Here is a 24474-nt window from a genome sequence, read left to right as displayed (position 1 = left end):
ATGGTCAGTGTCAGTGTCAGCGGTGTGGTGGGCAGAACCAGAGCTTGTCGAGAAACCCTGAGAAGATCAAAAACGAGAAACAGACGACGTTGAACGTGATGAAGATCGCCAAGGCCTGCGTCCACCGGTTATGTGGGAGCTGCTGGCGGTGCTTTTTCTTGAAGCGCAGCCAGTAGTCATTGATGATGATCGCGACGGCGTGGAAGAGCCCGTACACGATGTAATACCAGGTCACGCCGTGCCAGAAGCCCATCACCAGAAAGTTGATCAGATAGGCGACTTGCGAGACCCGCACCCGGTTACGGATCAACTTGTGCTTCATGATGAAGAAGGTCGTGCGCATGAAGACAAAATCCCGGAACCAGAAGCTCAACGTCATGTGCCAGCGATTCCAGAACTCCTTGATGTTCCCGGCAGCGAAGGGGCGCTTGAAGTTCATCGGCGTGTCGACCCCCATCACGAGGCTGATCGCGACGGCGAACAGGCTGTAGCCAGCAAAGTCAAAGAACAAGTACATCGAGTAGACATACATGTACCCGACCAGCCCCCACGATAGCCCAAGCGGCCCGGCGTGGACCAATGCGGCCTGCGCGACCTTGGGCAGCATCAGTGTGCCGAACGCGTACCCGAGGATGAACTTGTACAGGAACCCCAAGAACAGGTAGTGCACGGCCCGGCCGAGCATGGCGACGTAATCCGCCTGAGCCGGCGCACCGGCGATGTCCGCGACGAAGCGCCGGTAGCGGTCGATCGGTCCGGAGGATAGGGTCGGCAGGAACAGCAGGAAGCGGCCAAAGTCTACCGCGCTCACTTGCTTCAGCGCGCCGTCGCGCAGCTCCATGAGCACCTGCACCGACTTGAAGGTCAGATAGGAGATCCCGAGAAAGCCCAGCAACGACGGGTGCCCTGCGACCGCCGGCGTCACCTTCACCACCGCCAGCGGCGCGATGCTCGCACAGACGGCCGCGACGAAGGTCGCCGTCCCGTTATGGGCGCGCCGGTAACGGGCGTAACCCAGGACCAGCAGGAACTGCCAGGCCACATAGGCCAGAAGCGCCAGCCCCTCGCCCCATTTGTGTCCGGTGAACATCAGCACGATGAAGGCGAGCGACACCACAGTCTCCCACAGCCGTAGTCGGTGGCCGTGGTACAGCCCCACCATCAGGGGGACCAGCGCGACCAGTAGGATCAGGAAGTACTGCGGATCCGCGTAGGGTTGCAAATTCGGCATCAGGCGTTGACCTCCGCGATCAGCTGCTTGATGGCGACCTTACCGTTCGCCGTCACGGGCAAACTGTCGCGGTACACGAAGCGTTGAGGGATCATGTACGGCATCATCACCGTCTGCAGGTAATCATGGATCGCCCGGGTCAGCTCGCGCGCGTCCCCGTCGCTTGCCGGCACGACGAAGGCCAGCATCTGTGCGACCTTGTGCTGCGCGTTGTAGCGCGGCACCGCGACCGCCTGGCGGATCATCGGGGCGGTGTTGAGGTAGTGATTGACCTCTTCCAGCTCGATCCGGTAGCCATTGAGTTTGATCTGAAAATCGGTCCGGCCGCGGTAGAAGATCAGCCCGTCCGAGGCGATGAACCCAAGGTCCCCGGTCCGGTACGCCTGCTCCCCGTGATCCGAGACGAAGGCCGCGGCCGTCTTGTCCGGCCGATTCAAGTAGCCCTTGGAGACGCTGGGGCCGCTGATGTAGAGCTCCCCAACCGCCTGGCCGTCCTCCTGGCGCACGGTGTCTGGCACCAAACTCAGCGTCGTGTCCGGCTTGGCGTAGCCGATCGGCAGCCGGTCGTGCTCCGCCAGCACCGCCGGCGTGATCTCGATGGCGGTGACCGCCACGGTCGCCTCGGTCGGCCCGTACGTGTTGAAGACCTGGGCCCGCGGGAACCGCTCGAGCAGCTTGGCCGCTGTCGCGTGCGTCAGCTCCTCACCGCAGAAGTACAGCTGGCGCAGCTCCGGGTGATGCGCGCCGTCGAAGTCCGGGGCTAAGAGGCACAGCTCGATGAAACTCGGCGTGGAGACCCACACCTCGAGCGGCAAGTCGCGCAACGTCTTGAACAGCGCCTTGAGGTCGGCCGTCGTCTCCTTCGGCAACACTTGCAGGCAGCCACCGGTCGTCAGCGTCGGGTACAGCGACATCACCGATAGATCAAAGGAGAACGGCGCCTGGGTCAGCACCCGCGCCCGACTCGGCAGGTCGAAGCGCGTCATCCACGCGACGAAGCTGCTCAGGTTCGCGTGGCTGATCTGGACCCCCTTGGGCTGCCCGGTGGTCCCGGAGGTGAAAATGATATAAAAGTTATCCGACCAGCGCATCGTGACCGCTGGCGCGACTGCGGCCGGTGCCGCCATCGCCTGAGCGAGCGCCGCTGGCGTCATCACCGGCGTGGCGACAGCGATCGGCAGCGGGACCGTGGCGATCGTCAGTGCCGGGTGGGCGATCTGCGTGATCATCACCAGCCGGTCGCTGGGTGAATGCGTATCGACCGGGATGTAAGCGTGCCCGGCCTTCACGCACCCCAGGAACGTGGCGATCGCTTCGAAGCTCTGATCACAGTAGACCATGATCGGCGCGCCAGCCGCAAGCGGCCGCGCGGCAAGGTCTGCGGCGATCGCCGTGGCCGCCTGGTGCAGTTCGCCGTACGTGTGGACCGCGCCGAGGACGTCGACGGCCGGCCAGTCCGGGTGCGACCGCGCGATGTCGTCGATCATTTCGATAATGGATTTCATGATTGCCTCCTAGAACTCGTTGTAGATAAAGTGCCCGCCGCCGACGCCCCGGTAACTGTAGAGATACACCAGCACCAGGATGATGGCGGCGTAACCCAGGGTCTTGGCGACGAATTGCGTGGTCGGGTGTGCCCACCAGCGTTTGAGCGTCTGCATCGTGTGCCTCCTTGTTGTTCAATGTTTCACGCGCATTATCCCACCATCCGCGTGATTCCCCAACGCAGACGACTCGAGCCTATGCTGGCCGTTGCGCTGCGCGGTTTGGATCAAAAAAACCAACGTCTTCAGTCTAGCTGGCGTTGGTCGGCGTTGCATTCAATGGTTTATAAGCACAAGATTAGAGACTTTCAGAATGGCCCGCCGGCAGTGTGACAATGAACCGGCTCCCGGTCGGCGTGTTATCGACCACGCGGATCTTACCCCCGTTCAGCTCGGCCAGCCGGGCGGCGATCGCCAGCCCCAGCCCGCTACCCGGGATATGCTTGGCCCGTGAGCGATCGACCCGGTAGAAGCGGTCGAAGACCTTCGCCTTGTCTGCATCCGGGATCCCCGGCCCACGGTCGGCCACCGTCAGCTGCACATGCGTCGCCCCGGCCGTTGCACTGATCACCACCGGTTGGTCAGGGGCATACTTGTGCGCATTGTTCAGCAAGCACATCAAAATATGCTCGATACTCTCTGCGTTGGCCTGCACCAACAGTTGGGCCGGCAGGGCCAACTCGATCGGCTGGTCGCTTTGGTAGCGGTGAACCATGCGCGGGATCAACTGCGCGAGGTCCAGCGTCGTCCGCGTGATCTGCGCGTGATCCATTCGCGACAGGGCCAGCAGGCTTTCGATCAGCTGCTGCATCTTCTGCGACTCGTCTTCGATGATCGCCAGCGACTCCGGTACGATCTCCGGGTGCGCGTCGCGGTGGCGGCGGATCAGCCCGACATGTCCGCGGATCGCGGTCAGTGGCGTCCGCAACTCGTGTGAGGCGTCGGAGACGAATTGGTTGTCGCGCAGGACCTGCGCGTTCAGCGAGTGAAGCAGCCGGTTGAACTCGACCGACAACTCCTGCACTTCCGCCGGCCCCGGCGGCACTGGCAACGACTCGTGGTACGTCACCTCATCTTTGGCCACGATCCCGTGCGCCGCGGCGGTCAGATCCGCCAGCGGCCGGTTCAGGCGCCGCGCCAAAAACGAGATCGCCCACGCGCCACCGATGAACCCGACCAGGGTGATGCCGAGGATCACCGTGATCAAAAGGCGCGACAGCTCGATCATATTATTCAGACTCATCCAGATCTCGTAGTCATACGTCAGCCCGTTGCGGTGGACCTGCGCCTCGCGGTAGTAATAGACCCCCTGATTCTCCTGGTACTGCACATGAGGCGCCAGCGGGATCGTCATCAGCGAGTTGCCCAAGAAGCGCTGGGTCTTGCGAAAATAATAGGTCTTATCGGTCGTCGCGCCCACCACGTTCACGCGCACGAACGCCCGTCGCGCCCGGTAGCTGGAGTACTCCCAGGCGTCCCAGTCGGGTTGACCGTCTTCGAACGACGCCTGCAGGTCCGTCATCAACTGGGCAGAGTCATCCTGTTTGCTTTTGATCAAGTGGTACCCGACGATCCCGACGATCGCCAGGCTGATCACGGTGACCACCACGCTCAGGAGCAAGACATAGGTCCGGGTGATCCGCCCCGCGTAGGAGTTGCGCGCGGCCTTATTCATTCGTCGCCTGCAGCATGTAGCCGACACCGCGCACCGTGTGGATCAGCGGTGCGGTCCCTGGGCGTTCCAGCTTCTGGCGCAAGTAGCGAATGTACACGTCGATGATATTCGTCTGCCCGTCGAACTCGGTGCCCCACGCCGCGTCTAGCAGCTCGTCGCGGGTCAGGGCCTGCCCGGCGTGTTGCACCAGCACCAGCAGCAGGTCGTATTCGCGCTGCGTCAGCTGGGCGAGCTGGCCGCCGCGGTGGACCTGGCGCGCCTTGGTGTCGAGCGTCAGGTCCCCGACCACATACTGGGTCGCAGACTGGACCCGGTTGCGTCGGATCAGCACCCGGATCCTGGCCAGGAGCTCTTCGATCTCGAACGGTTTGGTCAAGTAATCATCTGCGCCATTATCAAGCCCCGCGACCTTATCGCCCACATAGTCGCGCGCGGTCATCATCATGATCGGCACGGCCGACTGCTTCCGAATCCGGCGCATCACGCCGAGCCCGTCGATCTTCGGGATCATCCAATCCAGCAACACCAGATCGATCGTGGCCGCCTGCGCCTGCCACGTCTCCCACGCCGCCTGCCCGTCCGTTGCCAGCAAGACCTGGTACCCTTCGAACTGCAATTCAGGCGTCAGGTACGCGGTGAGGCTGGCTGAGTCTTCGACCAATAAGATCGTCTGCGTCATTGTCCGTCCCTCCCGGTTTATGCTCGGGCGCTTGCACCGCCCACCGTCTTGCGCCGGCAAGCCCCCCAAAGAGACTGTGCCACCAAAACACGCCCCAGCATACCACGCTGACGGGCCGATGGCCTAATAACAGTATTGTCACTTGTGGCGCTTGGAGGGCTCAGGTGGCCTGAGGCAAGGGGGCGCGGGAACGTGATGCTTCGGGGGCTGACGATATCGGGCCTCACCAAGTGCGGACGCAACGCGCTTAGCTTGATCAGACCGTTCGCGCTGGCGCGTTACGGGCTGACATGCGGTAGACAGGCTACCCGGCCCGCTAAGTCCGCGCGTCCGTCGCTCTGGCATCGTCGAGCGACACAAGGCCAACGCGGGCGCGTCTAGCGACGATAAGCACATCGCGCCTAAGTGCGGGCGCAACGCGCTTAGCTTGATCAGACCGTTCGCGCTGGCGCGTTACGGGCTGACATGCGGTAGACAGGCTACCCGGCCCGCTAAGTGCGGCCTTGCGTCGCTCTGGGACAAAAAAGCACCGCGCAACACGCGGTGCGTGTGCTCGGTGCCAGGTGTCACTTGCGGGGCCGGCGACGGCTGGTCAGGCGCTGCCCGATCCCCGTCCAGGTCTCTTTTTTGAAGAGGTTCTGTCCGCCCATGCGCAGGACTTGAAAGAAGCTCAGCGACTTCAGGATGCGATCGGCCGGGATGTGCTCCCGAACCGCCCGCAACACGGCCTTAGGGTCCTTGGACGCGAACGTGTACACGCCGTTGCGCCGGGTGGCCACCGCGTAGCGCGGGATCCACTTGCCGCCGAACACCACCGACACATCCACGTGGTCCACTTCGATCCACGGGATCTGAATGTAATCCTTGGCCTTCGTGTTGTTGTAGAATTCGAACCCTTTGTCGCCGATCATGATCTTGCCGTATGCCGGCATCCCGAGGAAGCTCGTCGCCTCCGTGACCATGTCAACTTTGGTATTCAGTGATTCAACCATGGTGTCCCCCTATTTCTCTGTGGCTTGGCGCAACCTGCGTCACTTCATTATACGCGCCAACACCGCGCCATGCTAAGACTCAAAAAGAGGTCGGGTCGCCCCAACCTCCTTGATGAGTGGATCAGAGATCACATGATCCCCGCAACGTGAGCCAGGATCCCGACCACGAAGAGGCCCAAGATGATCACGATCGGTGACACCTTCTTCTTGAGGAGCCACATGCACAGCAGGGTAACGAGCAAACCGGCCAGACCCGGGATCAGCTGATCCAGGTTCGCCTGCAAGGTCGTGACCTTTTGGCTTTCAAGGGACAACCCTTGTGCCTGTTGTGACAGTGCCTTGTGGATCCCCTCGGCCCCAGAAGGCAGCTTGTCCCAGTCGATGTAAGCGCCCTTGGAAAGATCGACCGTCGACACCGTCGGGGTGAACTTGACGGAGACCCAGCGGTTGACCAGAGAACCCAGGATGAACATCCCGAGGATCGAGGCCCCTTTGGTCACGTCTTGCAGCAAGGTCCCAGACATGTCGTCTGCGATCTTGGACCCAGCCTTGTAGCCGAATTCCTGTGTGTACCACATGAACGCGATCCGGATCACATTCCAAGCCACGAAGAAGATGATCGGGCCCATGATGTTCCCGGCCATCGCTAGGGATGCACCCAAGGCACCCAAGATCGGTCGAACGGTGAACCAGAACACTGGGTCGCCGACACCGGCCAGCGGGCCCATCATGCCGACCTTGACCCCTTGGATCGTGACGTCATCGATCGGGGCCCCATTCGCACGCTCTTCTTCCAGTGCCAGCGTCACGCCGATAACTGGAGAAGCCAGGTACGGGTGGGTGTTGAAGAATTCCATGTGCCGCTTGAGAGCAGCTGCACGGTCTTCTTTGGTCGTGTAGAGTTTCTTCAGGGCTGGGATCAAAGAGTAGGTCCAGCCGCCGTTTTGCATACGCTCGTAGTTCCAAGACCCTTGCAAGAAGGTCGAACGCCAGCATACTGCCCAACGGTCTTTAGTCGTTAACGTAATCTTATCTGCCATTTTCGCCAACCTCCTTCTTAATAGTTGTCGATAATGTCGCCGACAGGATCGCCGGAGCCATTACTGCTGGAACCGTTGCTGGAGCCGCCCATCTTGGAGAGGTTCAGGTAGATCAGCGCCAGACCGACACCGATCGCCCCAAGGCCGATCAGGGTGATCTGGGAAACCGTCGCCAGAACAAAACCAATCGCGAAGAATGGCCATACTTCAGCGGTCGCCATCATGTTGATGACCATCGCGTACCCAACGGCGACGACCATGCCACCACCGATGCCCAGACCATCAACGAGCCAGGTCGGCATCGCATCGAGCAGGGACTTCACAGGGCCGGAACCCACAGCCAGGATGAAGCCGGCTGGGATCGCGATACGCAGACCCTGCATGCAGATCGCGATGACCTGCCAGAGTTCGATCTTGAAGAACGACCCTTCTTCAGCAGCCCGGTCCATGATGTGCACGACCGCAGTCGCCAGGGTGCGGACCAGGGTGGTCAGCAGCAGACCGGCAACGGCCAGCGGAACGGCCAGCGCGATCGCGGAGTTAACGCCCGCTTTGCCTTGGCCACCAAGTACAAGAATAATAGCTGATGCAACGGATGCCAGAGCAGCATCTGGTGCGACCGCAGCGCCGATGTTCGCCCAACCAAGCGCGATCATCTGGAGGCTCCCGCCCAAGATCAGGCAAGGAACAAGCTGGCCGGTCACTAAGCCGATCAACGTGCACGCGATCACTGGCTGGTGGAACTCGAATTCATCGAGGATCCCTTCCATGCCAGCAAAAAACGACACGATGAGGACTAGGATGATTTGAATAAAGTTCAAAGACATTTTAGTGTCCTCCTTTTTTCCCGGTTAAAAATCAAATTATTATTTCGCAGCGTTGAGGGCGTCTTGCGCCTTCTTGAGGATGCCTTCCATGCTGTCCTTGGAGTCCGTTGGGACCTTGCGGACATCGAAGTCGATCCCCTTAGCCTTCAGCTTGCCGAAGGTGTCGATATCGTCTTGGTCGAACGCGAGTACCTTGTTCGGCTGAACTTTACCGGCAGAGTGGGCCATCGAACCGACGTTGATCGTCTTCAATGGCACGCCACCGTCAACGGCACGCAGCGCGTCCTGTGGTGTCTCGAATAAGAGCAGGGCCCGTTCACCGCCGAAGTGCTGATCGTCTTGGGCGATCTTGATCATCTGATCAACTGGGATAACGTGCGCCTTGACACCACCTGGTGCCGCGTCGGTGATCAGTTGCTTACGCAGCTTGTCCCGAGCCACATCGTCAGATACGACGATGATCCGCGTTGGCTTCACGTCTTTGGACCAAGCCGTTGCGACCTGGCCGTGCAGCAGGCGAGAATCGATACGTGCAAGCACGTATTCCAGCTTCCCAGGCTTGCCCCCATTAGATGCTGCAGGTGCAGCGGCGGGCGCGGTAGCTGGCTTAGGTTCCAGTGCTTCTGGCTTGATCTTCACCCCGTCACGCCCGGCTTCGACCAGGTGTGCCGCGATCTCTTGCGCGGAAGTCATGGAAAGGCGAGACCCGTAAGCCTCGATCAACATTGGCAGGTTCAACCCGGTAACGATCGCCCACTTGTCTTTGTGCGCTTCAAACAACCCGTTAGCCTGGTTGAATGGTGAGCCGCCCCAAAGGTCCACGAGGAACAATACGTCGTCTTCCGGATCGAACTTTGCAATGGCTTCTTCAAGGTGTGCTTTCAGATCATCTGGACCTTCGTTCGGCATGAACGTCACAACTTCGACTTTTTCTTGCTCACCGAAGATCATCTGACCAGATTGCTTAATGCCAGCGGCGAATTGCCCGTGACTGGCAAGAATGATTCCGACCATTGTTTGTCGCCTCCTAATAATATTTTGGTGAATTTCCACTAAAGCGCTATCAATTCGCAGTCCAACGCGCTGCCAAATCGGTCGCTAGAAACTCCCAGAAGCTAGTATGACAATGATTTTCATCGAATGCAATCACTTTGTTAAATTAAATTTAGCGTTTTCATGAAAGGGCTATACCACTGGGAATTGTCAGCACCAATTTTTTGAGAAAAGTACGCGTTCTTGCTCACCCAGACACCAAATGTCCGGTCAAAAGCGTAACCGTACGGTTTTATCTCATTTTATTTAGTGAAAATTTGGACGAAACTACTAAATTGGTTTTGCTCAAAGTGGCTCAACCACCCGTCGCGCTCACCGCGTGGTCCCCTAATTCTCATTCACTCGTGATAAAATGTACAGGTTGGACCGCTTGTGGTCCGTGATCAGAGTCAAAAAACGAAAAGTTAATGGAGGGTTTTTCACATGAAAAAGAATCATTGGGTATGGGGGCTTGGTGTCGCGCTCGCCTGTCTGCTGACCGCCTGTGCGCCCAAGGAAGACCAGTTGAACTCAAGCGCCTCCAGCGCCAAGTCGACCGCCGCAACAGCACTGACGATCGGCACCATGTCCGCCCCCGAATCGATCCCCCTGTACGTCGCGCAGGCGGCCGGCTACTTCAAGCAGGCTGACCTCGATGTGACCCTGAAGATGTTCAAGTCCCCCAAGGAACGCGACGCGGCGGTCTCCGCTGGCGCGCTGGACGGTGCAGTCTCCGATGTCGTCACGCTGGCAAGCTACGTTAACGGTGATCTGGGGTGGCAGAGCGGTAGCGGGCTGACGGGGAGCTTCGGCATCCTGACCAACCAGCCGGACATCCAATCCCTCAAGGATCTGGCTGGGCGCACCGTGGCGACGATGCCACGGCAGACGCCGACCTTCTACCTCTACCAGGCGCTCGCCAAGGCCGGGCTCTCACAGGCTGACGTCAAGGTGACTGAGGTCGCACAGGTCCCGGCGCGCGTGCAGCTGTGCGTGGACCGCAAAGTCGACGCGATCATCGTGCCCGATCCGTTCATGGCGATGGCCAAGGCCAAAGGCTGCCGGGTGATCGCGCAAAGCGACCCGGCGCACTACCAGACCACGATTATGGCCTTCGCGCCTAAGGTCGCCAAAGACGCCGCCGTCCGTCGCCGCTTCTACACCGCATACAACCGGGCGGTCGCCAAGCTCAACGCCGGCACCGCCGCCGACTTCAAGTCGATCCTGGTCGATGACATCGGCTACCCGGCGGCGGTGCTCGCCGACGTCAAGCTCCTGCCTTACACCAAGGCGAAGGCGATCCCGACCGCCACGCTCAAGGCGGCCTTCGAGTACGCTCACCGCGAAGGCGTCCTCAAGACGGCGGTGGACCCGAGTCGCTACAGCCTGCAAGTGCAGGCGAACTGATGCTGACGGTGACGGGGCTGACGGTAGGCTACACCGCCACGCCCGTGCTACATGACCTCAGCTTCACCGTCCCCACCGACGCGATCCTCGCCGTGGTCGGCCCCAGTGGCGCAGGCAAAACGACCCTGCTGCGCGCGCTGACTCAGACGTTGCCGTTCACCGGCACGGTCACCCTGAACGATCAGCCCCTGTCGGTGCAACAGCACACTCTGGCGTTAGTCCCGCAGGATTATGGCCTGCTCCCGTGGCGCACGGTGCGGCAGAACGTCCTGATCGCCACGCGCATCCGCCAGGGGCGCGTGACCGCCGCGACGCGGGCGACGGTCACGGCGCTGCTCGACGCCCTCGGCATCGCTGCGGTGGCGGATGCCTACCCGCAGGCCCTTTCCGGTGGCCAGGCGCAACGCGCCGCCTTGGCCCGCGCGTTTGCCCTTCAGCCGGACTTGATCCTCTTAGATGAAGCCTTCTCGGCCCTCGACCCCGTGGTCAAGCAGCGCGCCTACACGCTGTTTCTCACCCAGTGGCAGACCCGCCCGACCAGCACCCTGCTGATCACCCACGACCTAGAAGAGGCGCTGCAACTCGCCGATCACCTGTTGATTCTGCACAACGGGTTAGGCCGAGGGTGGCCTAACCCGCTGGCGGCCGTGCCGCGACAGGCGCGGTCGACCACGGCGGCCTACTACCCGACCCTGGCCGCTTTACGCGAGGAGGTGACGCACGCATGGACCGACTGACGCGCTGGCGCAACACTGGCTATGCCTTGATTGTTTTGCACCTCCTGTGGTGCGGCGCGGCGACCCTGCTCGCGCGGGCGGTCCTCCCGCAGCCCTGGGTGGTCTACGCCGCCATGCCACAGCTTGGGGCCCAACAGATCGGGTGGCACCTCTACTTCTCACTGTACCGGCTGGGGTGGAGCCTAATGCTTGCCGCCGTGATCGGCGTGCCGATCGGGATCGCGATCGTCCGCCTCCCCAAGTTCGGTCGACTGATGGACCCGCTGGTGTATTTTACCTACCCGATCCCGAAGATCGCGTTTCTGCCAGTCGTGATGCTGATCGCCGGGCTGGGCGACGGCTCGAAGATCGCAATGATCACCCTGATCACCGTCTTCCAGGTGATCATCTCCGTCCGCGACGCGGTGCGGCAGATCCCGCCGGCGGTGTACGGCAGCCTAGAGGTCCTCGGCGCCAGCCGCTGGGCCCTGCTGCGCGACGTCACCTGGCCGGCTAGCCTCAGCGCGGTGATCAGCGCGATGCGCATCGCCTTGGGCACCGCGCTGGCGACGCTGTTCTTCACCGAGGTCTACGGCACGAACTACGGGCTGGGCTACTTCATCATGGACGAATGGAACCGACTCGACTACCCGGCGATGTACGCCGGGATCATCGTCTTGGCCGCCGTCGCCTTCGCGCTGTTCGCGGCGCTGGGCTGGCTCGAACGGCGAGTCGTCAAGTGGTGAGCGCCGCCTTGACATCCCGCCGCACAACCGGTAGACTCAAGCACAGACATTTGAATACACCACCAAGAAATAGAGGTCGCGGGTGGTGACGAACGCTGATGAGTGCCTAACCACGTTGACTCAGCCGTAAGCACCCCCGCCGAAACCCACGCGTCATTAGGGGCGCGCGAGTTGGGCCAGTGGGCGAAAGCCGCTGGACTGTCGAAGCACATGCTTCGGAGCGCTATGATTCTGGTTACTACAGAAATCCACGTTGGCCTTTGTTTGCATTCTCAAACAAGGGCCTTTTTTCGTTCTCTATTTCCCAACGGTAATCGGGCGGGCGACCGTCCACACACGAAGGGAGCAATGTCTATCATGATGAAGAAGATCTGGGCCGCGGTGCTCGGCGTCGGGGCCGCCCTGACGCTCGCGCTGGCGGCTACCCCCCAGCCGGTGCACGCCGCCGGCACCCTGAAGGTCGGCATGGAAGCCGGCTACGCCCCGTTCAACTGGACGCAACCGACTGCGGCCAACGGCGCCGTCAAGATCCAAGGCTCCAGCGACTACGCCAACGGGTACGACGTCCAGATGGCCAAGAAGATCGCCAAGGCGTTGGGCAAAAAAGTCGTCGTGGTCAAGACCTCATGGGACGGTCTACCACCCGCACTGACCTCCGGCAAGATCGATGCGATCATTGCCGGGATGTCCCCGACCCCAGAGCGCCGTGAGACCATCGACTTCAGTCGCACCTACTACGCCTCCAAGCTGACAGTCGTCGTGCGGCGCGACAGCAAGTTCGCCAAGGCGACCAGTATCCGTGACTTCAAGAACGCGAAGATCACCGCACAGCTCTCGACCTTCCACTACGAGGCGATCGATCAGATGAAAGGCGCGATCAAGGAAGCGGCGATGAACAACTTCCCAGCGATGCGCGTTGCACTGGAGTCCGGCACCATCGATGGCTATGTCTCCGAAGTGCCAGAAGGGATCACCGCCCAAAACGCGAACCCGAACCTGACGTACCTCACCTTCTCCAAGGCTAACGGGTTCAAGACCAGCCCGGAAGACGTGGATCTCGCCATCGGGCTGCGCAAAGGCGACCCGGACAAGGCGGCGATCAACGCCGCACTGGCAAAGGTCTCGGCCAAGACACGCGCGAAGATGATGGAGACCGCCGTCGCCGTTCAACCGGACACGACCAGCGACGGCAACTGGCTGGTGGCGATTCTGAAGCAGTACGGCCCAATGCTGTTGCGCGGGACCGGGATGACGCTTTTGATCTCGCTGATCGGCACAATGGTCGGCTTCTTGATCGGCCTGCTGGTCGGGATCGTCCGCACCATGCCGAAGCCCAAGACCTTGGGCAAGCGCGGCTTGCAGGGCCTGGTCAACTGGCTGCTGTCTGTCTACATCGAAGTGTTCCGGGGCACGCCAATGATCGTCCAGGCCGCCGTGCTCTACTACGGCGCTGCGCAGGCCTTCGGGATCAACATGGATCGCACGCTGGCCGCGCTCTTGATCGTGTCGATCAACACCGGGGCTTACATCTCTGAGATCATCCGCGGAGGCATCATCTCCGTGGACGCCGGCCAGTTCGAAGCTGCCCAAGCGCTTGGGTTCACCCACCTGCAGACCATGGTCAAGGTGATCCTGCCGCAGGCCGTGCGTAACGCCATGCCGTCGGTGACTAACGAATTCATCGTCAACATCAAGGACACCTCAGTCCTGTCTATCATCTCCGTGTCCGAGCTATTCTTCTCCGCCCAGACGGTGGCCGGCCAGAACTTCCAGTTCTTCCACACCTACCTGATCGTCTGCGCGATCTACCTGCTGTTGACCTTCTCGATCAGCCGCCTGTTCCGGCTGGTGGAAAAACACTTGGATGGGCCGAAGAACTACAACGTGATGACCAACCAGATGCAAGTCGAAACGCCGGAGGTGAAGTAGCATGACAGACCCGATCATTCAGATCCAGAACCTCAAGAAGACGTTCGGGGCCCACGAAGTCCTGTCCGACATCAACTTCGCCGTTGCGGCCGGGGAAGTCGTCTCTATCATCGGCCGCTCCGGCTCCGGCAAGTCGACGCTACTGCGCAACCTCAACCTGCTCGAAACGCCGACGGATGGCGACATCCTGTTTCACGGTGCGAGCATCTTGGCGCGCGACTTCGACCTGCCGCAGTACCGGGCTAAGGTCGGCATGGTGTTCCAGAGCTTCAACCTCTTCAATAACCTGACCGTGCTCCAGAACGTGATGACGCCGCAGCAGACCGTGCTGCACCGTGACGCCGCGCAGGCCAAGGCCCACGCGCTCGACCTGCTCCAGCAAGTCGGCATGGCACCCTATGTCAACGCCAAGCCCGCCCAGCTCTCCGGCGGCCAAAAGCAGCGCGTCGCGATCGCGCGCGCCGTGGCGATGGACCCGGAAGTCCTGCTGTTCGACGAGCCAACCAGCGCGCTAGACCCCGAGATGGTCGACGACGTGTTGAACGCGATGCAACAGCTGGCGACCACCGGGCTGACGATGATCGTCGTCACGCATGAGATGGCCTTCGCGCGCGACGTCTCCGACCGCGTCGTCTTCATGGACCAAGGCGTGATCGCCGAAAGCGGCACGCCCGAGCAGCTGTTCGACCACCCACAAGAGTTGCGGACGCAGGAATTCCTGAAGCGCTACTTGAACCGGGCGTGAGCCACGCCACAGATCTAGCCTCAATCCGGTAAGAACGGGTCACCCCCGCGGAGCTTACCGGATTTTTTGGTGCTCGCACCGCGCTTCGGGCCACCACTTACGGCCGGGCGCATACGCCTGACCGCTAGCTCACACCGCGAGCCTCACCCGCCCAAAAAAACCGACGCACGGTCGGCGTCGGCAGTTCAGTCGTTGCGCCTAGACGGTGTGCGCAGTCTCCAGCCCTTTAGGCGGCACGAGCCAGCGCTAGATCACCTGGACCCGCGCCAGCCGCTCCGACTTGACGATCATAAAGTTCGCCTCGTGCCCCCGCGCGCCGTCCGCCAAGAAGACAATGACCTGATGCGCACTTTCTAGCATCGTTCGGGCCACCACAGACTCATACAGCGTACTCGTCGTCAACAGTCGCGCCGAGTACCCGACGGCATAGATCAAGGCCAGATCGGCGTCAAAGTGCTTGATGGCCTGAATGGCGGTGTCGCCCGAAAAGCTCTGCTGACCATCGAACCGTTCGAGTTGGCCGCCCGTTAGGACCGGCAACTGGTCGAACGGATCTACACCACTCGGGGGCTGGACCAACTGATTCGTCATGAAGTGAATGCCCTGCCCCGCAAGTGTGTACGCCAGCGCCGCTGTCAGCGGGCTTGTGCTCATCAACACGCGGTGCGCGTCACCTGCCGCAGTCCTCAGTCGAGGGATCAGTTCCTGTGCCCTTGCGTCGCTGATCTGACTACTGGCCCCGAGGTCGCCGACCCATACCACTTCGCCGTAGTCATGTAGCACGAGCCCCTTCTTGATGAACATATGCAGATCACGGTTGATCGTCATCAAGGAGACATCGAACTGCGCTGCCAGCGCGCTGGTCGTCGTGTGGACCTGCTGCTTCAGGAAAGCTAACTCACGGTTGCGCCTTGCGATCACTGCACTTTCTGTCGTTCTCATCCAGTTTCCCTCCACCTCAATTTACCATATATCCCAGGATATGTTCGGGTCTGTCGCATTCGGGCACGCCTTCCGTATACTGAAAGCGTAATCAAATCAGGAGGATATTATGACACAACCACCATTTTTCTGGGGCGCTTCCCTTTCCGCTCACCAAACTGAAGGCGCCGTCGCCGTTGACGGCAAGCAACCCTCTGTTCAAGACACGCGTCAGCGAACCGATCACACCATCGCTGATTTTACGGTCGCCGTCGATCACTACCACCGCTTCAAGGAAGACTTTCGGTTGCTAGCCGAGATGGGTGTCAACGCCTTGCGTCTCTCATTTGCCTGGACCCGGATCATGGCTGCCGATGGTACGATCAACCCTAAGGGCCTCGCGCATTACGACGATGTCATCAACACCCTGTTGGCCCTCAACATCACGCCGATCGTCACCACCTACCATTTTGACTTGCCAGACGCACTTCAGCAAGCCGGCGGGTGGCACAATCCTGCCACAATTAACGCGTACCGTCAATATACGCGCGTGCTGTTCGAGCACTTCGGCGATCGCGTGAAATACTGGCTAACGATCAACGAACCCAATATCATGTTACTGGCGGACACCAAGATCATCGGCAGCCACGATACCAACGAGGGCCGTTACCGGTCCTTCTACAATATGATGATCGCAGAAAAATACGCGATCCAGCAATGTCACGCGCTCATCCCCGACGGGCAGATCGGGCCCGTACCGAATATCTCATATGTCTACCCGCTGACTGCCAGACCCGAGGACGTTCGGGCGGCACTCGACTTCAACGCGATCCGCAACTGGGCGTACTTAGATTTCTCTGTCAAATGCCAGATCAACCCAGTTTTCAAAGCTCACCTGGCCCAGCTGGGCATCGACCTCGCGATCTTACCGGAACACCGCGCCTTAGTGGCCGACAACCGGCCCGACTTCATCGGCTTCAACTACTACACCACGGCGACTGTCAGCTTCCCCCAAGCCGGTGAGGCGCGGGCTGCAGGGGTGTCAGATCAGCAATCCGAGGATGTCTACGAACCCAACTTCTACAAGGGTGTCACCAATCCTTACCTCAAGAAGAACGCCTTTAACTGGACCGTCGATCCGCTCGGTCTGCAAACGTCACTGGAGCAGACCAATGACCGCTACGGCCTGCCGATCTTGGTCACCGAAAACGGGCTCGGGGCTTACGATGAGTTGACCGCCGATCACCAGGTCCACGACGACTATCGCATCGACTACTTGACGCAGCACTTAGCTGCCATCGATGCAGCGCGCGCCAACGGGGTCCCCGTTCAAGGCTACCTGCCTTGGTCGTCGATCGACCTGATCAGCGTGCACGAAGGGATTCGCAAACGCTACGGCTTCATCTTCGTCGATCGCACCGATGACGACGTGAAGACGATGCAACGCTACCCCAAAGACAGCTACTACTGGTTCAAGCATGTCATCGAAGAAAGGAGTCATCAGTCATGAATAAATTCTTTGAGTTCTTGGAGACCAAGCTCCTACCACCACTCAACAAGATCGCCAACACGAAGGTCATCCGCGGCATTATGAACGCTAGCCTGGCCGCTGTCCCCTTCACGATCGTCGCCTCGATCTTTTTGATCTTGAACAACTTACCCAGCATCTTCCCCTTTGCGGCATCATTCTTCCAAAACACGCTCCTGCGCTTCTCGGCCTTCTACTCCGTGGGCAACACGATGGCCCTCGGCACCATCGCCATCTACTACGCGCTCGCAGTCGGCTACTACTACGTTGAGGAGTACCGCAAAGACGGCGAGGACAAGCTCAATTCCTTCACCGGCGCGATCCTGTCGCTGTTCGCCTTCCTGATGACCATTCCGTCGATTGTCTGGCAGAACGGGAATGCCGTCGGGGTCACCACCAAAGTCGTGGCCAACACTGGCTCTGTCAACGGGTTGGCCTTGGCCAACGGCTGGGTGACCCGCTTCGGGGGGATCGGGATCTTCATCTCCATCGTCATGGGCATCTTAGCGGTTCAGATCTACCGGTTCTGCGTGAACCGTGATCTGACGATCAAAATGCCTGAGGGGGTCCCGGCCGGGGTCAGTCGCTCCTTCGCGTCTTTGATCCCACTGATCCTCGTGGCGCTGGTCGTCATCGCCATGGTCACCGTGCTCGGCTTCTTGGGCACCGACGTCCACGCGCTGCTGGCCGCACCGTTCGGCTTCGTGAAGTACCTGACCGGTTCCTGGCTGGGGATGGTCGTCATCTTACTGCTGATCCACCTCCTCTGGATCGTCGGGGTACACGGCACTGCGATCATCAAGAATTCGTTCATCAACCCGATCCTGCTCGTTGCGCTGACCGAAAACATCAACGGTGCGCACAACGTCTTCGCGGGCGACTTCATCAATATGTGGGTCTTCTTAGGGGGAGCTGGTGGCACGCTGGGGTTAGCCCTGCTGATGAACTTCCGGGCGAAGTCTAAGCAGCTCCAAGTGCTTGGGCACACCGCGATCATTCCGGCCGTCTTCAACATCAATGAGCCGATCATCTTCGGGGCCCCGATCGTCTACAACCCCTACCTGATCATTCCGTTCCTGATCAACCCGATCATTTCGGCTTCCCTCGCCTATTTTGCGATCAAGATTGGTATCGTCGGTGCCGTCAACACGGCGATCGCTTGGGTGCTCCCTGTCGGTGTGGGCGCCTGGCTGGGGACCGGCGGTAACTTGCCAGCGGTGATCCTAGCCTTCATCAACCTCGGGTTATCCATCGTCATCTACTACCCGTTCTTCCGGCTGTACGACCAAAAACTGTTGGCGGAGGAACAGGCCCCCGCGGACGCGACCGACTGAATCGCGCCCGGTCTAACGGCGCCTTCGATTCAGTCCATGACCGCCTTCAGTGAACGCCAAAAGCGCTCCTCGAGATTTCTCGGGGAGCGCTTTGCGCGATCGCATGCGCCGACCAGTCAGCGTCGGCTGTGACCGATGACCGACCGGCTGGCCCGGCCCCGACCCCAGTGGCCGCGCCAACGGTGATCATCGCCTCACGCAGGTCGCGAACCGAGGGCATCAGCCGTGCCGCTCGTCACCCCTGCGCCTCGGCAAAGGCGGTCTCGATCGCCGCCAGCGACACGTCGGCCGTCGACGGGAAGACGAGGTCCGCCTGCGCCAGCAACTGCCGGTCCCCGATCCCGACGGCGAACTCGCCGGCCGCCTTGATCGACTGGACCCCGGCGACAGCGTCTTCGAGTCCAACGACCTCGCCGGGGGCAAGCCCCAGCAGCTCCGCGCCACGGGCGAAGATCTCCGGGTCCGGCTTGCCGTGGCGCAGCGTCGCCGGGTCGACGATCGCATTGAAGTAGTCGGTCAGCCCCAGCCCGGTCAGGATGCGCGGCGCGTTCTTAGAGGCCGACGCCAGGGAGATCCCGTAGCCGCCGTGACGCAAGGCGTTGAGGAAGGCCTTCATCCCCGGCAGGATGTCTTCCGGCGAGATCTGATCGATCAGCTGCCCGTAATAATCGTTCTTGGCCGTGGCGAACTGGACCTTCTGCGCCTCGGTGTAGTCGTGTTCTTGATGCCCGTACTTCAGGATCACCTCCAGGGAGTCCATGCGGCTGACGCCTTTGAGCCCCTCATTGACCGCCGGCGTGATCCGGATACCGAGTTCATCTTCGGCGATCTTGGCCCACGCCTGGTAGTGGAAGCGTGCGGTATCGGTGATCACCCCGTCGAGGTCAAAAACAAATCCTTTAAGTCGCATATTTTCCTCCTTATGCTTGCCACTGCGCCGGCAGCGCCAACGTCAGCGGCGTCGTGGTCACGGTCTGCACTTGATCGTAGACCTTCAGCGTGACTGGCGCCGTAGCGGTCAGGGTCACCTGCGTGCGGTCGACCGTCACCGCAATGTTCGCACCGCGGTAGTTGATCCGGAACGCATAGCGTTGCCACTGCGCCGGCAACCCCGGCGCCAGGGTGAGCAGTGGACCGTCGCTGCGCAGGCCGCCGAAGCCGTACACGATGTTCAGCCACGCCGCCGCGATCGAGGTCGTGTGTAACCCATCGCGGGTATTGCGGTTATAGTTATCCAGGTCCATGCGAGTCGCGAACTGGAAGAACTTGTAGGCGTCGTCTGGCTTATGCAGCTCCTGGGCCATGATCGAGTGGATCGACGGCGACAGCGAGGACTCGTGGATCGTGCGCGGCGTGTAGTACTCATAGTTCAGGCGCTTCGAACGCAGCGAGAAGTCTGTGCTGTACAGGAACTGAAACATCAGCACATCCGGCTGCTTGATCATGTCGTTGCGGAACAGCCGGTCGTAGGACCAGTGATCGTACAGCGGAAAGTCGCTGATCGGGATCTGGTCGACGTCAACGTGCGGCAGGTCGTAGAAGCCCTGCTGCTGCTCGATCATCCCGTTGTTGTCGCCGAGAAAGACCATGTGATCGCTGGCGTCTTGCCAGTGCGCCAGCTCCGCGTCAGTCACCCCGGTCGCGGCGACCAAGGCAGCATAGGCATCCGGCGCGCCGGCCTTCATCGCCGCGACGACCTGCAGCGTGTAGGCGAACGTCTTGAGCCCCATGTAGTTGGTGTAGGCATCGTGATTGACCATCACCTGGAACTCATCTGGACCCATCACGCCGTAGAAGCTGAACTCGTGCTTGCGGTTCCAGTCGCCGCGCGAATACAGGAAGCGGGCGATCTCGACCAGCATTTCGCTCCCGTGCCCGTTCAAAAACGCGGTGTCATCAGTCAGGTGCACGTAATGCCAGATCGCGTAGGCGACCGCCGTGCTCGGCTGCAGCTGCGTGTTGGCGTGCTGCCATAGGCTCGTCGACTCGTCCCCGTTGATCGTCGAGATCGGGTAGCTCGCCCCCTCACAGTTCACCATCTTCGCGCGGCGCTTGGCCGCTTCAAGCGTGGTGTACCGGAACTCGACCAGGTTCTTGGCCGCCTGGATGTCGTTGAACAGGTAGAACGGCAGGCACATGGTCTCAGTGTCCCAAAACGCCAGCCCACCGTACGCCTCGCCGGTCAGCCCCTTGGCGCCGATGTTGTTGGTCACGTCTTGGCCGTGGTAGGTCTGGGCCATCTGGAAGATGCAAAAGCGGATCCCCTGCTGATTCTCATCGTCACCGGTGATCTCGATGTCGTTGTGGGCCCAGAAGTCTGTCCAATAGGCCGTCTGGGCGGCCAGCGCCGCCGCGAACGCCGGCTGAGCGTCGCTGGCGGCGCGCCCCGTCGCCCACAGCTCGTCGTTCGGGACGGTCGGGCGTTTTTCCACAATGTTCGTCACGCGCTTCTCCAGCGTCACCGCCTCACCTTCACTCAGCGGCAGCGTCAGCTTCCGACCGACCACGCGGACCGCCGCGACGGGCTCGTTGGTGGCCGCCGCCGCGCCGGTCAGCGTCAGGCGTGCCACGGAGAAGACGCGCTTGCGCGTCCCCTTGGTCTTGGCGAGCAGCCCAAAGCGCATCGGGTCGTTGAAGTCACGCAGGTCCTCCCAGTATGAGTCTGCGCTGTTGCCATGGCGGGTGTCGAAGTTGAGCGTCGTCGTCAGGGTCACCTCGCCGGAGAAGTTCACCGGCGTCAGCGTCACCCGCTGGTAGACGGCGCTGGCGGTCACCATTGAGACGAAGCGCTCGAAGCGCAGGGCCAGCTGGCGACCATCCCCGAGGGTCCAGACCAGCGACCGGGTCAACAGCCCGGTGCGCAAATCGAGCGTCCGCGTGAAGTCGCTGAACGCGACGGTGTGCAAGTCGAGCCGCTCCCCGTCGATCTCGAGGCGCAAGGCGAGCCAGTCGACGGCGTTGACCATGAAGTGGCCGCGCTTTTGGATGCCGGCGTACTGGATCGACGGGTCTGCCGGTGCGTATTCGTAGACCCCGTTGAAGTAACTGCCTTGAAGCGTGTCGCCGCTGTAATCCTCCTCGAAGGTACCGCGCACGCCGGAATACTCGTTGGCGACGGAGAAGATCGATTCCGCCACCCGCCCGTGCTCAGGGTCGAACCCCGTTTCCGTGACCGTCCAAGGGGCCACGTCAAAATACTGATCTGCCTGTTTTGCCATCATGCCTTCTCCATTTCTTTGATCTGTGTCTGCGTCGGCGTCAACTCGACGCGGTAATCCCGCCCGCGGTAGCTGACCGCAAAGCGCATCCGCTGCCAGCCCGCTGGCAAGTGCGGGGTGAACGTCAGCATCGAACCGTCAGTCCGCATCCCCGCAAACCCGCGGAGGGCGACGAGCCACGCCCCGGCGTTCGCCGCCGGGTGGGTGCCGCCGATGTAGATGGCGCCCGCCCACTGCTTCGATGCCCCAGTCAGATCGACCGTCGCCGTCTTGGCGAAAAAGTCATGGGCGGCCGCCGTGCGCCCCAGCCGTGCAGCCACGATCGCATACATGCTCCAGCTCAGCGATGAGCCATGCTCCGTGCGCGGCTCGTATTAATCGTAAGCTGCGCGCTGCGCGCCGGCGGTGTAGTCGGCGGGGAACAGCGCCTGCATCATCACGACGTCGGCCTGCTTCAACACCTGCGTCTGGGCGGCGACGCCATAGGCGCCACCCCAGTACTCGTGCGGATCCAGCAGGCGGCTACGGACCGTGGCGACCGAGCAGTCCTCAAGCGCGAAGTAGCCGTCGAACTGCTCGATCACGCCATCCGCGTTGGTGCGCGGACCGCGCAGCGCGGCGAGCGCGCCCGGCAGCGCATCCAGCATCGTTTGGGCGTCGAGCTGATCGATCAGCGCCGTGGCCACTTGCGGTGCCTGCGCCTGCAGGGTCTTGATGGTCGCCAGTGCGAGCTGCCAGGTCGTCGCCACCATTTTGTTCGTGTAGGCGTTGTTCGTGACCCGCTCGTGGTACTCATCCGGGCCGATCACGTCGGCGACCTCGACCACGCCGCTCAGCAGGCCGCGCCTCGCGTAGTCCAGGTAGAACCGCGCGCACTCGAGGATCACCTCTGCGCCACCGTCGGTCAGCACCGTCAAATCGTCGAGCCAGTCGTAGGTCTGCCACAGCGCCAAGGCGATCGCCGCCGAGATGTGCACTTGCTTGTCCCGGAAGTACGTGCGCATCGGCCGCTTCGTGAAGACATCGGTGACGTTATAATCGGAGCACGCGTCGAAGCCGTTCTCTTGGCTCTCCCAGGCGTAAAACGCCCCGCGGAACCCATACGCCTGCGCCTTGGCCCGCGCCCCCTGCAACCCCTGAATCCGGTAGTTGACCAGGCTGCGCGCCGTCTGCGCGTCCGTCGCCAGAAAGAACGGCAGCATGAACATCTCCGTGTCCCAGAAGATCGCGCCCTTGTACGTCTGGCCGGACAGCCCGCGCGCCGGGATCGACTGCGCCGCGGCACCGTGCGGGGCGATCGCCAGTAACTGATAGATGCTATAGCGCAGGTGCAGCTGGTCGGCCGGGGCGCCGGCGATCTCGATGTCGCTGTGCCGCCAGTGGTCGGCCCAGGTCGCAACATGCGCCTGGCGCCACTGCGCATACGTTGCCGCGGTGGCCGTCTGCATCGTCGCGGCGACCGCCGGGATCTGCGCGTCCACCCCCACCCCGAACAGGACCGTCAGCGTGACCGGGACGTTCGGTGCGAGCTGCAAGGCGTAGCGGGCCTGTGGCCCTTGTGGCGTGTCGACCAGTGTCGGCGTGCCGGCGACCGACAAGAACTGCTTCTGCCAGACCGTCACGTGCCGGTGCAGCTCCCCTGTCGTAGCAGCCAGGGTGAAGCCGTGGGCCGTCGGCGTCAGCTGCATCCCGGTCAGGTGCGGCCCGTTGATATCCCAGACCGCCTGGTCGATCCCGCAGGTCAACGTCGCGGCGACGGCCGCATCGGCTTCGACCGAATACTGCATCGCTCCGACCGCCTGATCCGCGGCGCTCAAGAAGCGCTCGCTGCGGATCACCACCCGCACGCCATCGACCACGAATTCACTCCGGCGCGTCAGCGTCGCTTGGTGCATCGCCAGCGTGAGCGTGTGGGCCGCCGGCGTCTGCGTGAGCGCCGACACCGGCTGGCCGGCAACGGTCAGCTGCGTGAACAGCGGATTCGGCGCGTTGACCGGCTCGCGCCACTGGTCGCCGTGCTGGTCGTACACCCCGCCGAGGTTCAAGGCGACCTGTTCGCTGCGGGTGTACTCCTCGAGCGTGCCACGGTAGCCCATCGCACCGTTGCCCAGCAGGAACCGGTTGCCGGTCTCGGTCACCGCCGCTGGGTCATAGCCCTCGGCGCGTAGTTGCCAATCAGCGTCCTTCATTACCCTTCCTCCTGACTGGTGTGGGACTGGCCTGCTTCGATCAACGTCACGATCCGGCGGAACACCAGCCCTTGCAGCCAGACCGCCACGCCGAAGCCGAGGAAGCTGAACCAGTAGAGCAGCGTCCACAGTCCGATCGCACCGGCTTGGACGAGCAGTAGCGGGGCCGCCGCGATCGCGGCCAACAGCAGCGCCCAACCGAGGTGGTGCACTAGGATAATCATCACGTTGCGCATCGCGTGCGGGATGCGCTCTGCGTAACGGCTCAGGTAGCTCGGCAGCAGCGCCAGCATCAAGCCGGCCACCACCACAACGAACAGGAGCATCACGCCGACCGCCAGGTGCACGACGACCGGGAGGCGGTCCATGTAGTGCCAATCCAGCCACACGAGCCCGGCCACCGTCAGCCCACTGAGGCCCAGCACCAGCCCCTGCCTGAAGTTCGCCTTGTAACCGCGCCAGTAATCGCGGATCACATGGGCCTCCTCATTGGCGAGGATCTTGGCCATCACCGTGTGCCCGCCCATCAGCGCCGGGCCGATCGTCACGAGGGGCAAGGCCCCGACTAGGATCAAGACGTTGAGCAGCAGCAGATTGGTGATGTTTTCGAGCAGTTGCATGAATGGGCTTCCGTAGCTCAAGATGCTTCTCATGCGGGCCCCAGCAGATGATTTCATCGCGTGTTCCTCCGGTTTCTTCGTAGTCTGAGACGGCAAAAACG

Annotated in this window: 21 protein-coding genes, 1 pseudogene and 1 riboswitch; of the genes and pseudogenes, 7 read left to right on the top strand and 15 right to left on the bottom strand. The window is 61.5% G+C overall.

Features of this window, described 5'->3' with window-relative positions; translation table 11 throughout:
• Positions 1-16 precede the first annotated feature (16 nt).
• The 9 genes from dltB to HII33_RS01330 all read right to left on the bottom strand — a co-directional run bounded on the left by dltB (position 17) and on the right by HII33_RS01330 (position 9002).
• Positions 17-1231, bottom strand: a complete 1215-nt coding sequence (gene dltB / locus HII33_RS01370; protein ID WP_179394003.1) for a D-alanyl-lipoteichoic acid biosynthesis protein DltB — start codon at positions 1229-1231, stop codon at positions 17-19.
• Positions 1231-2739: a D-alanine--poly(phosphoribitol) ligase subunit DltA gene (gene dltA / locus HII33_RS01365; RefSeq protein ID WP_179394679.1), complete on the bottom strand. Its 1509-nt coding sequence runs from the start codon at positions 2737-2739 to the stop codon at positions 1231-1233. Before dltA ends, dltB begins: the two co-directional genes overlap by 1 nt.
• Before the next feature lie 6 nt (positions 2740-2745).
• A complete protein-coding gene (locus HII33_RS01360) occupies positions 2746-2892 on the bottom strand; it encodes a teichoic acid D-Ala incorporation-associated protein DltX (protein WP_179394002.1) in 147 nt (48 codons plus the stop codon).
• A 181-nt stretch (positions 2893-3073) separates the two neighbouring features.
• Positions 3074-4450, bottom strand: a complete 1377-nt coding sequence (locus HII33_RS01355) for a sensor histidine kinase (protein ID WP_179394001.1) — start codon at positions 4448-4450, stop codon at positions 3074-3076.
• The gene (locus HII33_RS01350) at positions 4443-5129 is read right to left on the bottom strand and encodes a response regulator transcription factor (protein WP_179394000.1); all 687 of its coding nucleotides are present in this window, start codon (positions 5127-5129) and stop codon (positions 4443-4445) included. Before HII33_RS01350 ends, HII33_RS01355 begins: the two co-directional genes overlap by 8 nt.
• 566 nt (positions 5130-5695) lie before the next feature.
• Positions 5696-6121, bottom strand: a complete 426-nt coding sequence (locus HII33_RS01345; protein ID WP_179393999.1) for a DUF956 family protein — start codon at positions 6119-6121, stop codon at positions 5696-5698.
• Between the two features lie 128 nt (positions 6122-6249).
• A complete protein-coding gene (locus HII33_RS01340) occupies positions 6250-7161 on the bottom strand; it encodes a PTS system mannose/fructose/sorbose family transporter subunit IID (protein ID WP_179393998.1) in 912 nt (303 codons plus the stop codon).
• A 17-nt stretch (positions 7162-7178) separates the two neighbouring features.
• Entirely contained in the window at positions 7179-7988 is an 810-nt protein-coding gene (locus HII33_RS01335) for a PTS mannose/fructose/sorbose transporter subunit IIC (RefSeq protein WP_179393997.1), read from the bottom strand.
• 39 nt (positions 7989-8027) lie between these two features.
• Positions 8028-9002: a mannose/fructose/sorbose PTS transporter subunit IIA gene (locus HII33_RS01330; RefSeq protein WP_179393996.1), complete on the bottom strand. Its 975-nt coding sequence runs from the start codon at positions 9000-9002 to the stop codon at positions 8028-8030.
• A 462-nt stretch (positions 9003-9464) separates the two neighbouring features.
• Between HII33_RS01330 and HII33_RS01325 the strand changes: the two genes are divergently transcribed.
• The 5 genes from HII33_RS01325 to HII33_RS01305 all read left to right on the top strand — a co-directional run bounded on the left by HII33_RS01325 (position 9465) and on the right by HII33_RS01305 (position 14563).
• Entirely contained in the window at positions 9465-10427 is a 963-nt protein-coding gene (locus tag HII33_RS01325; protein ID WP_179393995.1) for an ABC transporter substrate-binding protein, read from the top strand.
• Positions 10427-11164: an ATP-binding cassette domain-containing protein gene (locus HII33_RS01320; protein ID WP_179393994.1), complete on the top strand. Its 738-nt coding sequence runs from the start codon at positions 10427-10429 to the stop codon at positions 11162-11164. Before HII33_RS01325 ends, HII33_RS01320 begins: the two co-directional genes overlap by 1 nt.
• A complete protein-coding gene (locus HII33_RS01315; RefSeq protein ID WP_179393993.1) occupies positions 11152-11889 on the top strand; it encodes an ABC transporter permease in 738 nt (245 codons plus the stop codon). The genes HII33_RS01320 and HII33_RS01315 overlap by 13 nt, the downstream gene beginning before the upstream one ends.
• A 62-nt stretch (positions 11890-11951) precedes the next feature.
• Positions 11952-12123, top strand: a riboswitch (Lysine riboswitch).
• A 126-nt stretch (positions 12124-12249) separates the two neighbouring features.
• Positions 12250-13818 (top strand): ABC transporter permease subunit, encoded by a 1569-nt coding sequence (locus HII33_RS01310; RefSeq protein ID WP_425483980.1) that lies wholly within the window; start codon positions 12250-12252, stop codon positions 13816-13818.
• Between the two features lies 1 nt (position 13819).
• Positions 13820-14563, top strand: coding sequence for an amino acid ABC transporter ATP-binding protein (locus HII33_RS01305; protein WP_179393991.1), 744 nt, complete (start codon positions 13820-13822; stop codon positions 14561-14563).
• A gap of 246 nt (positions 14564-14809) precedes the next feature.
• On the opposite strand, the gene HII33_RS01300 is transcribed toward HII33_RS01305, so the two are convergent.
• Positions 14810-15505, bottom strand: a complete 696-nt coding sequence (locus HII33_RS01300; protein ID WP_179393990.1) for a DeoR family transcriptional regulator — start codon at positions 15503-15505, stop codon at positions 14810-14812.
• Between the two features lie 109 nt (positions 15506-15614).
• Between HII33_RS01300 and HII33_RS01295 the strand changes: the two genes are divergently transcribed.
• Both HII33_RS01295 and HII33_RS01290 read left to right on the top strand, forming a co-directional pair.
• A complete protein-coding gene (locus HII33_RS01295) occupies positions 15615-16994 on the top strand; it encodes a glycoside hydrolase family 1 protein (protein ID WP_179393989.1) in 1380 nt (459 codons plus the stop codon).
• The gene (locus HII33_RS01290) at positions 16991-18346 is read left to right on the top strand and encodes a PTS transporter subunit EIIC (protein ID WP_179393988.1); all 1356 of its coding nucleotides are present in this window, start codon (positions 16991-16993) and stop codon (positions 18344-18346) included. Before HII33_RS01295 ends, HII33_RS01290 begins: the two co-directional genes overlap by 4 nt.
• 235 nt (positions 18347-18581) lie before the next feature.
• On the opposite strand, the gene pgmB is transcribed toward HII33_RS01290, so the two are convergent.
• The 5 genes and pseudogenes from pgmB to HII33_RS01265 all read right to left on the bottom strand — a co-directional run bounded on the left by pgmB (position 18582) and on the right by HII33_RS01265 (position 24430).
• Entirely contained in the window at positions 18582-19256 is a 675-nt protein-coding gene (pgmB, locus tag HII33_RS01285) for a beta-phosphoglucomutase (protein ID WP_179393987.1), read from the bottom strand.
• Between the two features lie 10 nt (positions 19257-19266).
• On the bottom strand, positions 19267-21564 hold the full coding sequence (locus tag HII33_RS01280) for a glycoside hydrolase family 65 protein (protein ID WP_179393986.1): 2298 nt from the start codon (positions 21562-21564) through the stop codon (positions 19267-19269).
• Positions 21564-21713, bottom strand: coding sequence for a glycosyl hydrolase family 65 domain-containing protein (locus tag HII33_RS13740; RefSeq protein ID WP_343036830.1), 150 nt, complete (start codon positions 21711-21713; stop codon positions 21564-21566). Before HII33_RS13740 ends, HII33_RS01280 begins: the two co-directional genes overlap by 1 nt.
• Before the next feature lie 39 nt (positions 21714-21752).
• Positions 21753-23753, bottom strand: a pseudogene (locus HII33_RS13735) (glycoside hydrolase family 65 protein); the annotation flags it as partial.
• Positions 23753-24430 (bottom strand): DUF624 domain-containing protein, encoded by a 678-nt coding sequence (locus HII33_RS01265; RefSeq protein WP_179393985.1) that lies wholly within the window; start codon positions 24428-24430, stop codon positions 23753-23755. The pseudogene HII33_RS13735 and the gene HII33_RS01265, both read right to left, overlap by 1 nt.
• Between the last annotated feature and the right edge of the window lie 44 nt (positions 24431-24474).

Source organism: Lacticaseibacillus absianus, from assembly GCF_013407595.1.
Taxonomy (GTDB): Bacteria; Bacillota; Bacilli; order Lactobacillales; family Lactobacillaceae; genus Lacticaseibacillus; species Lacticaseibacillus absianus.
Note: the sequence above shows the minus strand (reverse complement) of the source record. Positions and strands in the feature narration are given on the sequence as shown.

Excerpts from the sequence above, each read along its gene's own strand:
- HII33_RS13740 (WP_343036830.1), bottom strand. The coding sequence starts at position 21,713 with ATGCGGACTGACGGTTCGATGCTGACGTTCACCCCGCACTTGCCAGCG.
- HII33_RS01295 (WP_179393989.1), top strand. The coding sequence starts at position 15,615 with ATGACACAACCACCATTTTTCTGGGGCGCTTCCCTTTCCGCTCACCAA.
- HII33_RS01330 (WP_179393996.1), bottom strand. The coding sequence starts at position 9,002 with ATGGTCGGAATCATTCTTGCCAGTCACGGGCAATTCGCCGCTGGCATT.
- HII33_RS01265 (WP_179393985.1), bottom strand. The coding sequence starts at position 24,430 with ATGAAATCATCTGCTGGGGCCCGCATGAGAAGCATCTTGAGCTACGGA.
- HII33_RS01310 (WP_425483980.1), top strand. The coding sequence starts at position 12,250 with ATGAAGAAGATCTGGGCCGCGGTGCTCGGCGTCGGGGCCGCCCTGACG.
- HII33_RS01305 (WP_179393991.1), top strand. The coding sequence starts at position 13,820 with ATGACAGACCCGATCATTCAGATCCAGAACCTCAAGAAGACGTTCGGG.
- HII33_RS01355 (WP_179394001.1), bottom strand. The coding sequence starts at position 4,450 with ATGAATAAGGCCGCGCGCAACTCCTACGCGGGGCGGATCACCCGGACC.
- HII33_RS01360 (WP_179394002.1), bottom strand. The coding sequence starts at position 2,892 with ATGCAGACGCTCAAACGCTGGTGGGCACACCCGACCACGCAATTCGTC.
- HII33_RS01300 (WP_179393990.1), bottom strand. The coding sequence starts at position 15,505 with ATGAGAACGACAGAAAGTGCAGTGATCGCAAGGCGCAACCGTGAGTTA.
- HII33_RS01290 (WP_179393988.1), top strand. The coding sequence starts at position 16,991 with ATGAATAAATTCTTTGAGTTCTTGGAGACCAAGCTCCTACCACCACTC.
- HII33_RS01280 (WP_179393986.1), bottom strand. The coding sequence starts at position 21,564 with ATGGCAAAACAGGCAGATCAGTATTTTGACGTGGCCCCTTGGACGGTC.
- HII33_RS01320 (WP_179393994.1), top strand. The coding sequence starts at position 10,427 with ATGCTGACGGTGACGGGGCTGACGGTAGGCTACACCGCCACGCCCGTG.
- HII33_RS01325 (WP_179393995.1), top strand. The coding sequence starts at position 9,465 with ATGAAAAAGAATCATTGGGTATGGGGGCTTGGTGTCGCGCTCGCCTGT.
- dltB (WP_179394003.1), bottom strand. The coding sequence starts at position 1,231 with ATGCCGAATTTGCAACCCTACGCGGATCCGCAGTACTTCCTGATCCTA.
- HII33_RS01315 (WP_179393993.1), top strand. The coding sequence starts at position 11,152 with ATGGACCGACTGACGCGCTGGCGCAACACTGGCTATGCCTTGATTGTT.
- HII33_RS01345 (WP_179393999.1), bottom strand. The coding sequence starts at position 6,121 with ATGGTTGAATCACTGAATACCAAAGTTGACATGGTCACGGAGGCGACG.
- pgmB (WP_179393987.1), bottom strand. The coding sequence starts at position 19,256 with ATGCGACTTAAAGGATTTGTTTTTGACCTCGACGGGGTGATCACCGAT.
- HII33_RS01350 (WP_179394000.1), bottom strand. The coding sequence starts at position 5,129 with ATGACGCAGACGATCTTATTGGTCGAAGACTCAGCCAGCCTCACCGCG.
- HII33_RS01340 (WP_179393998.1), bottom strand. The coding sequence starts at position 7,161 with ATGGCAGATAAGATTACGTTAACGACTAAAGACCGTTGGGCAGTATGC.
- HII33_RS01335 (WP_179393997.1), bottom strand. The coding sequence starts at position 7,988 with ATGTCTTTGAACTTTATTCAAATCATCCTAGTCCTCATCGTGTCGTTT.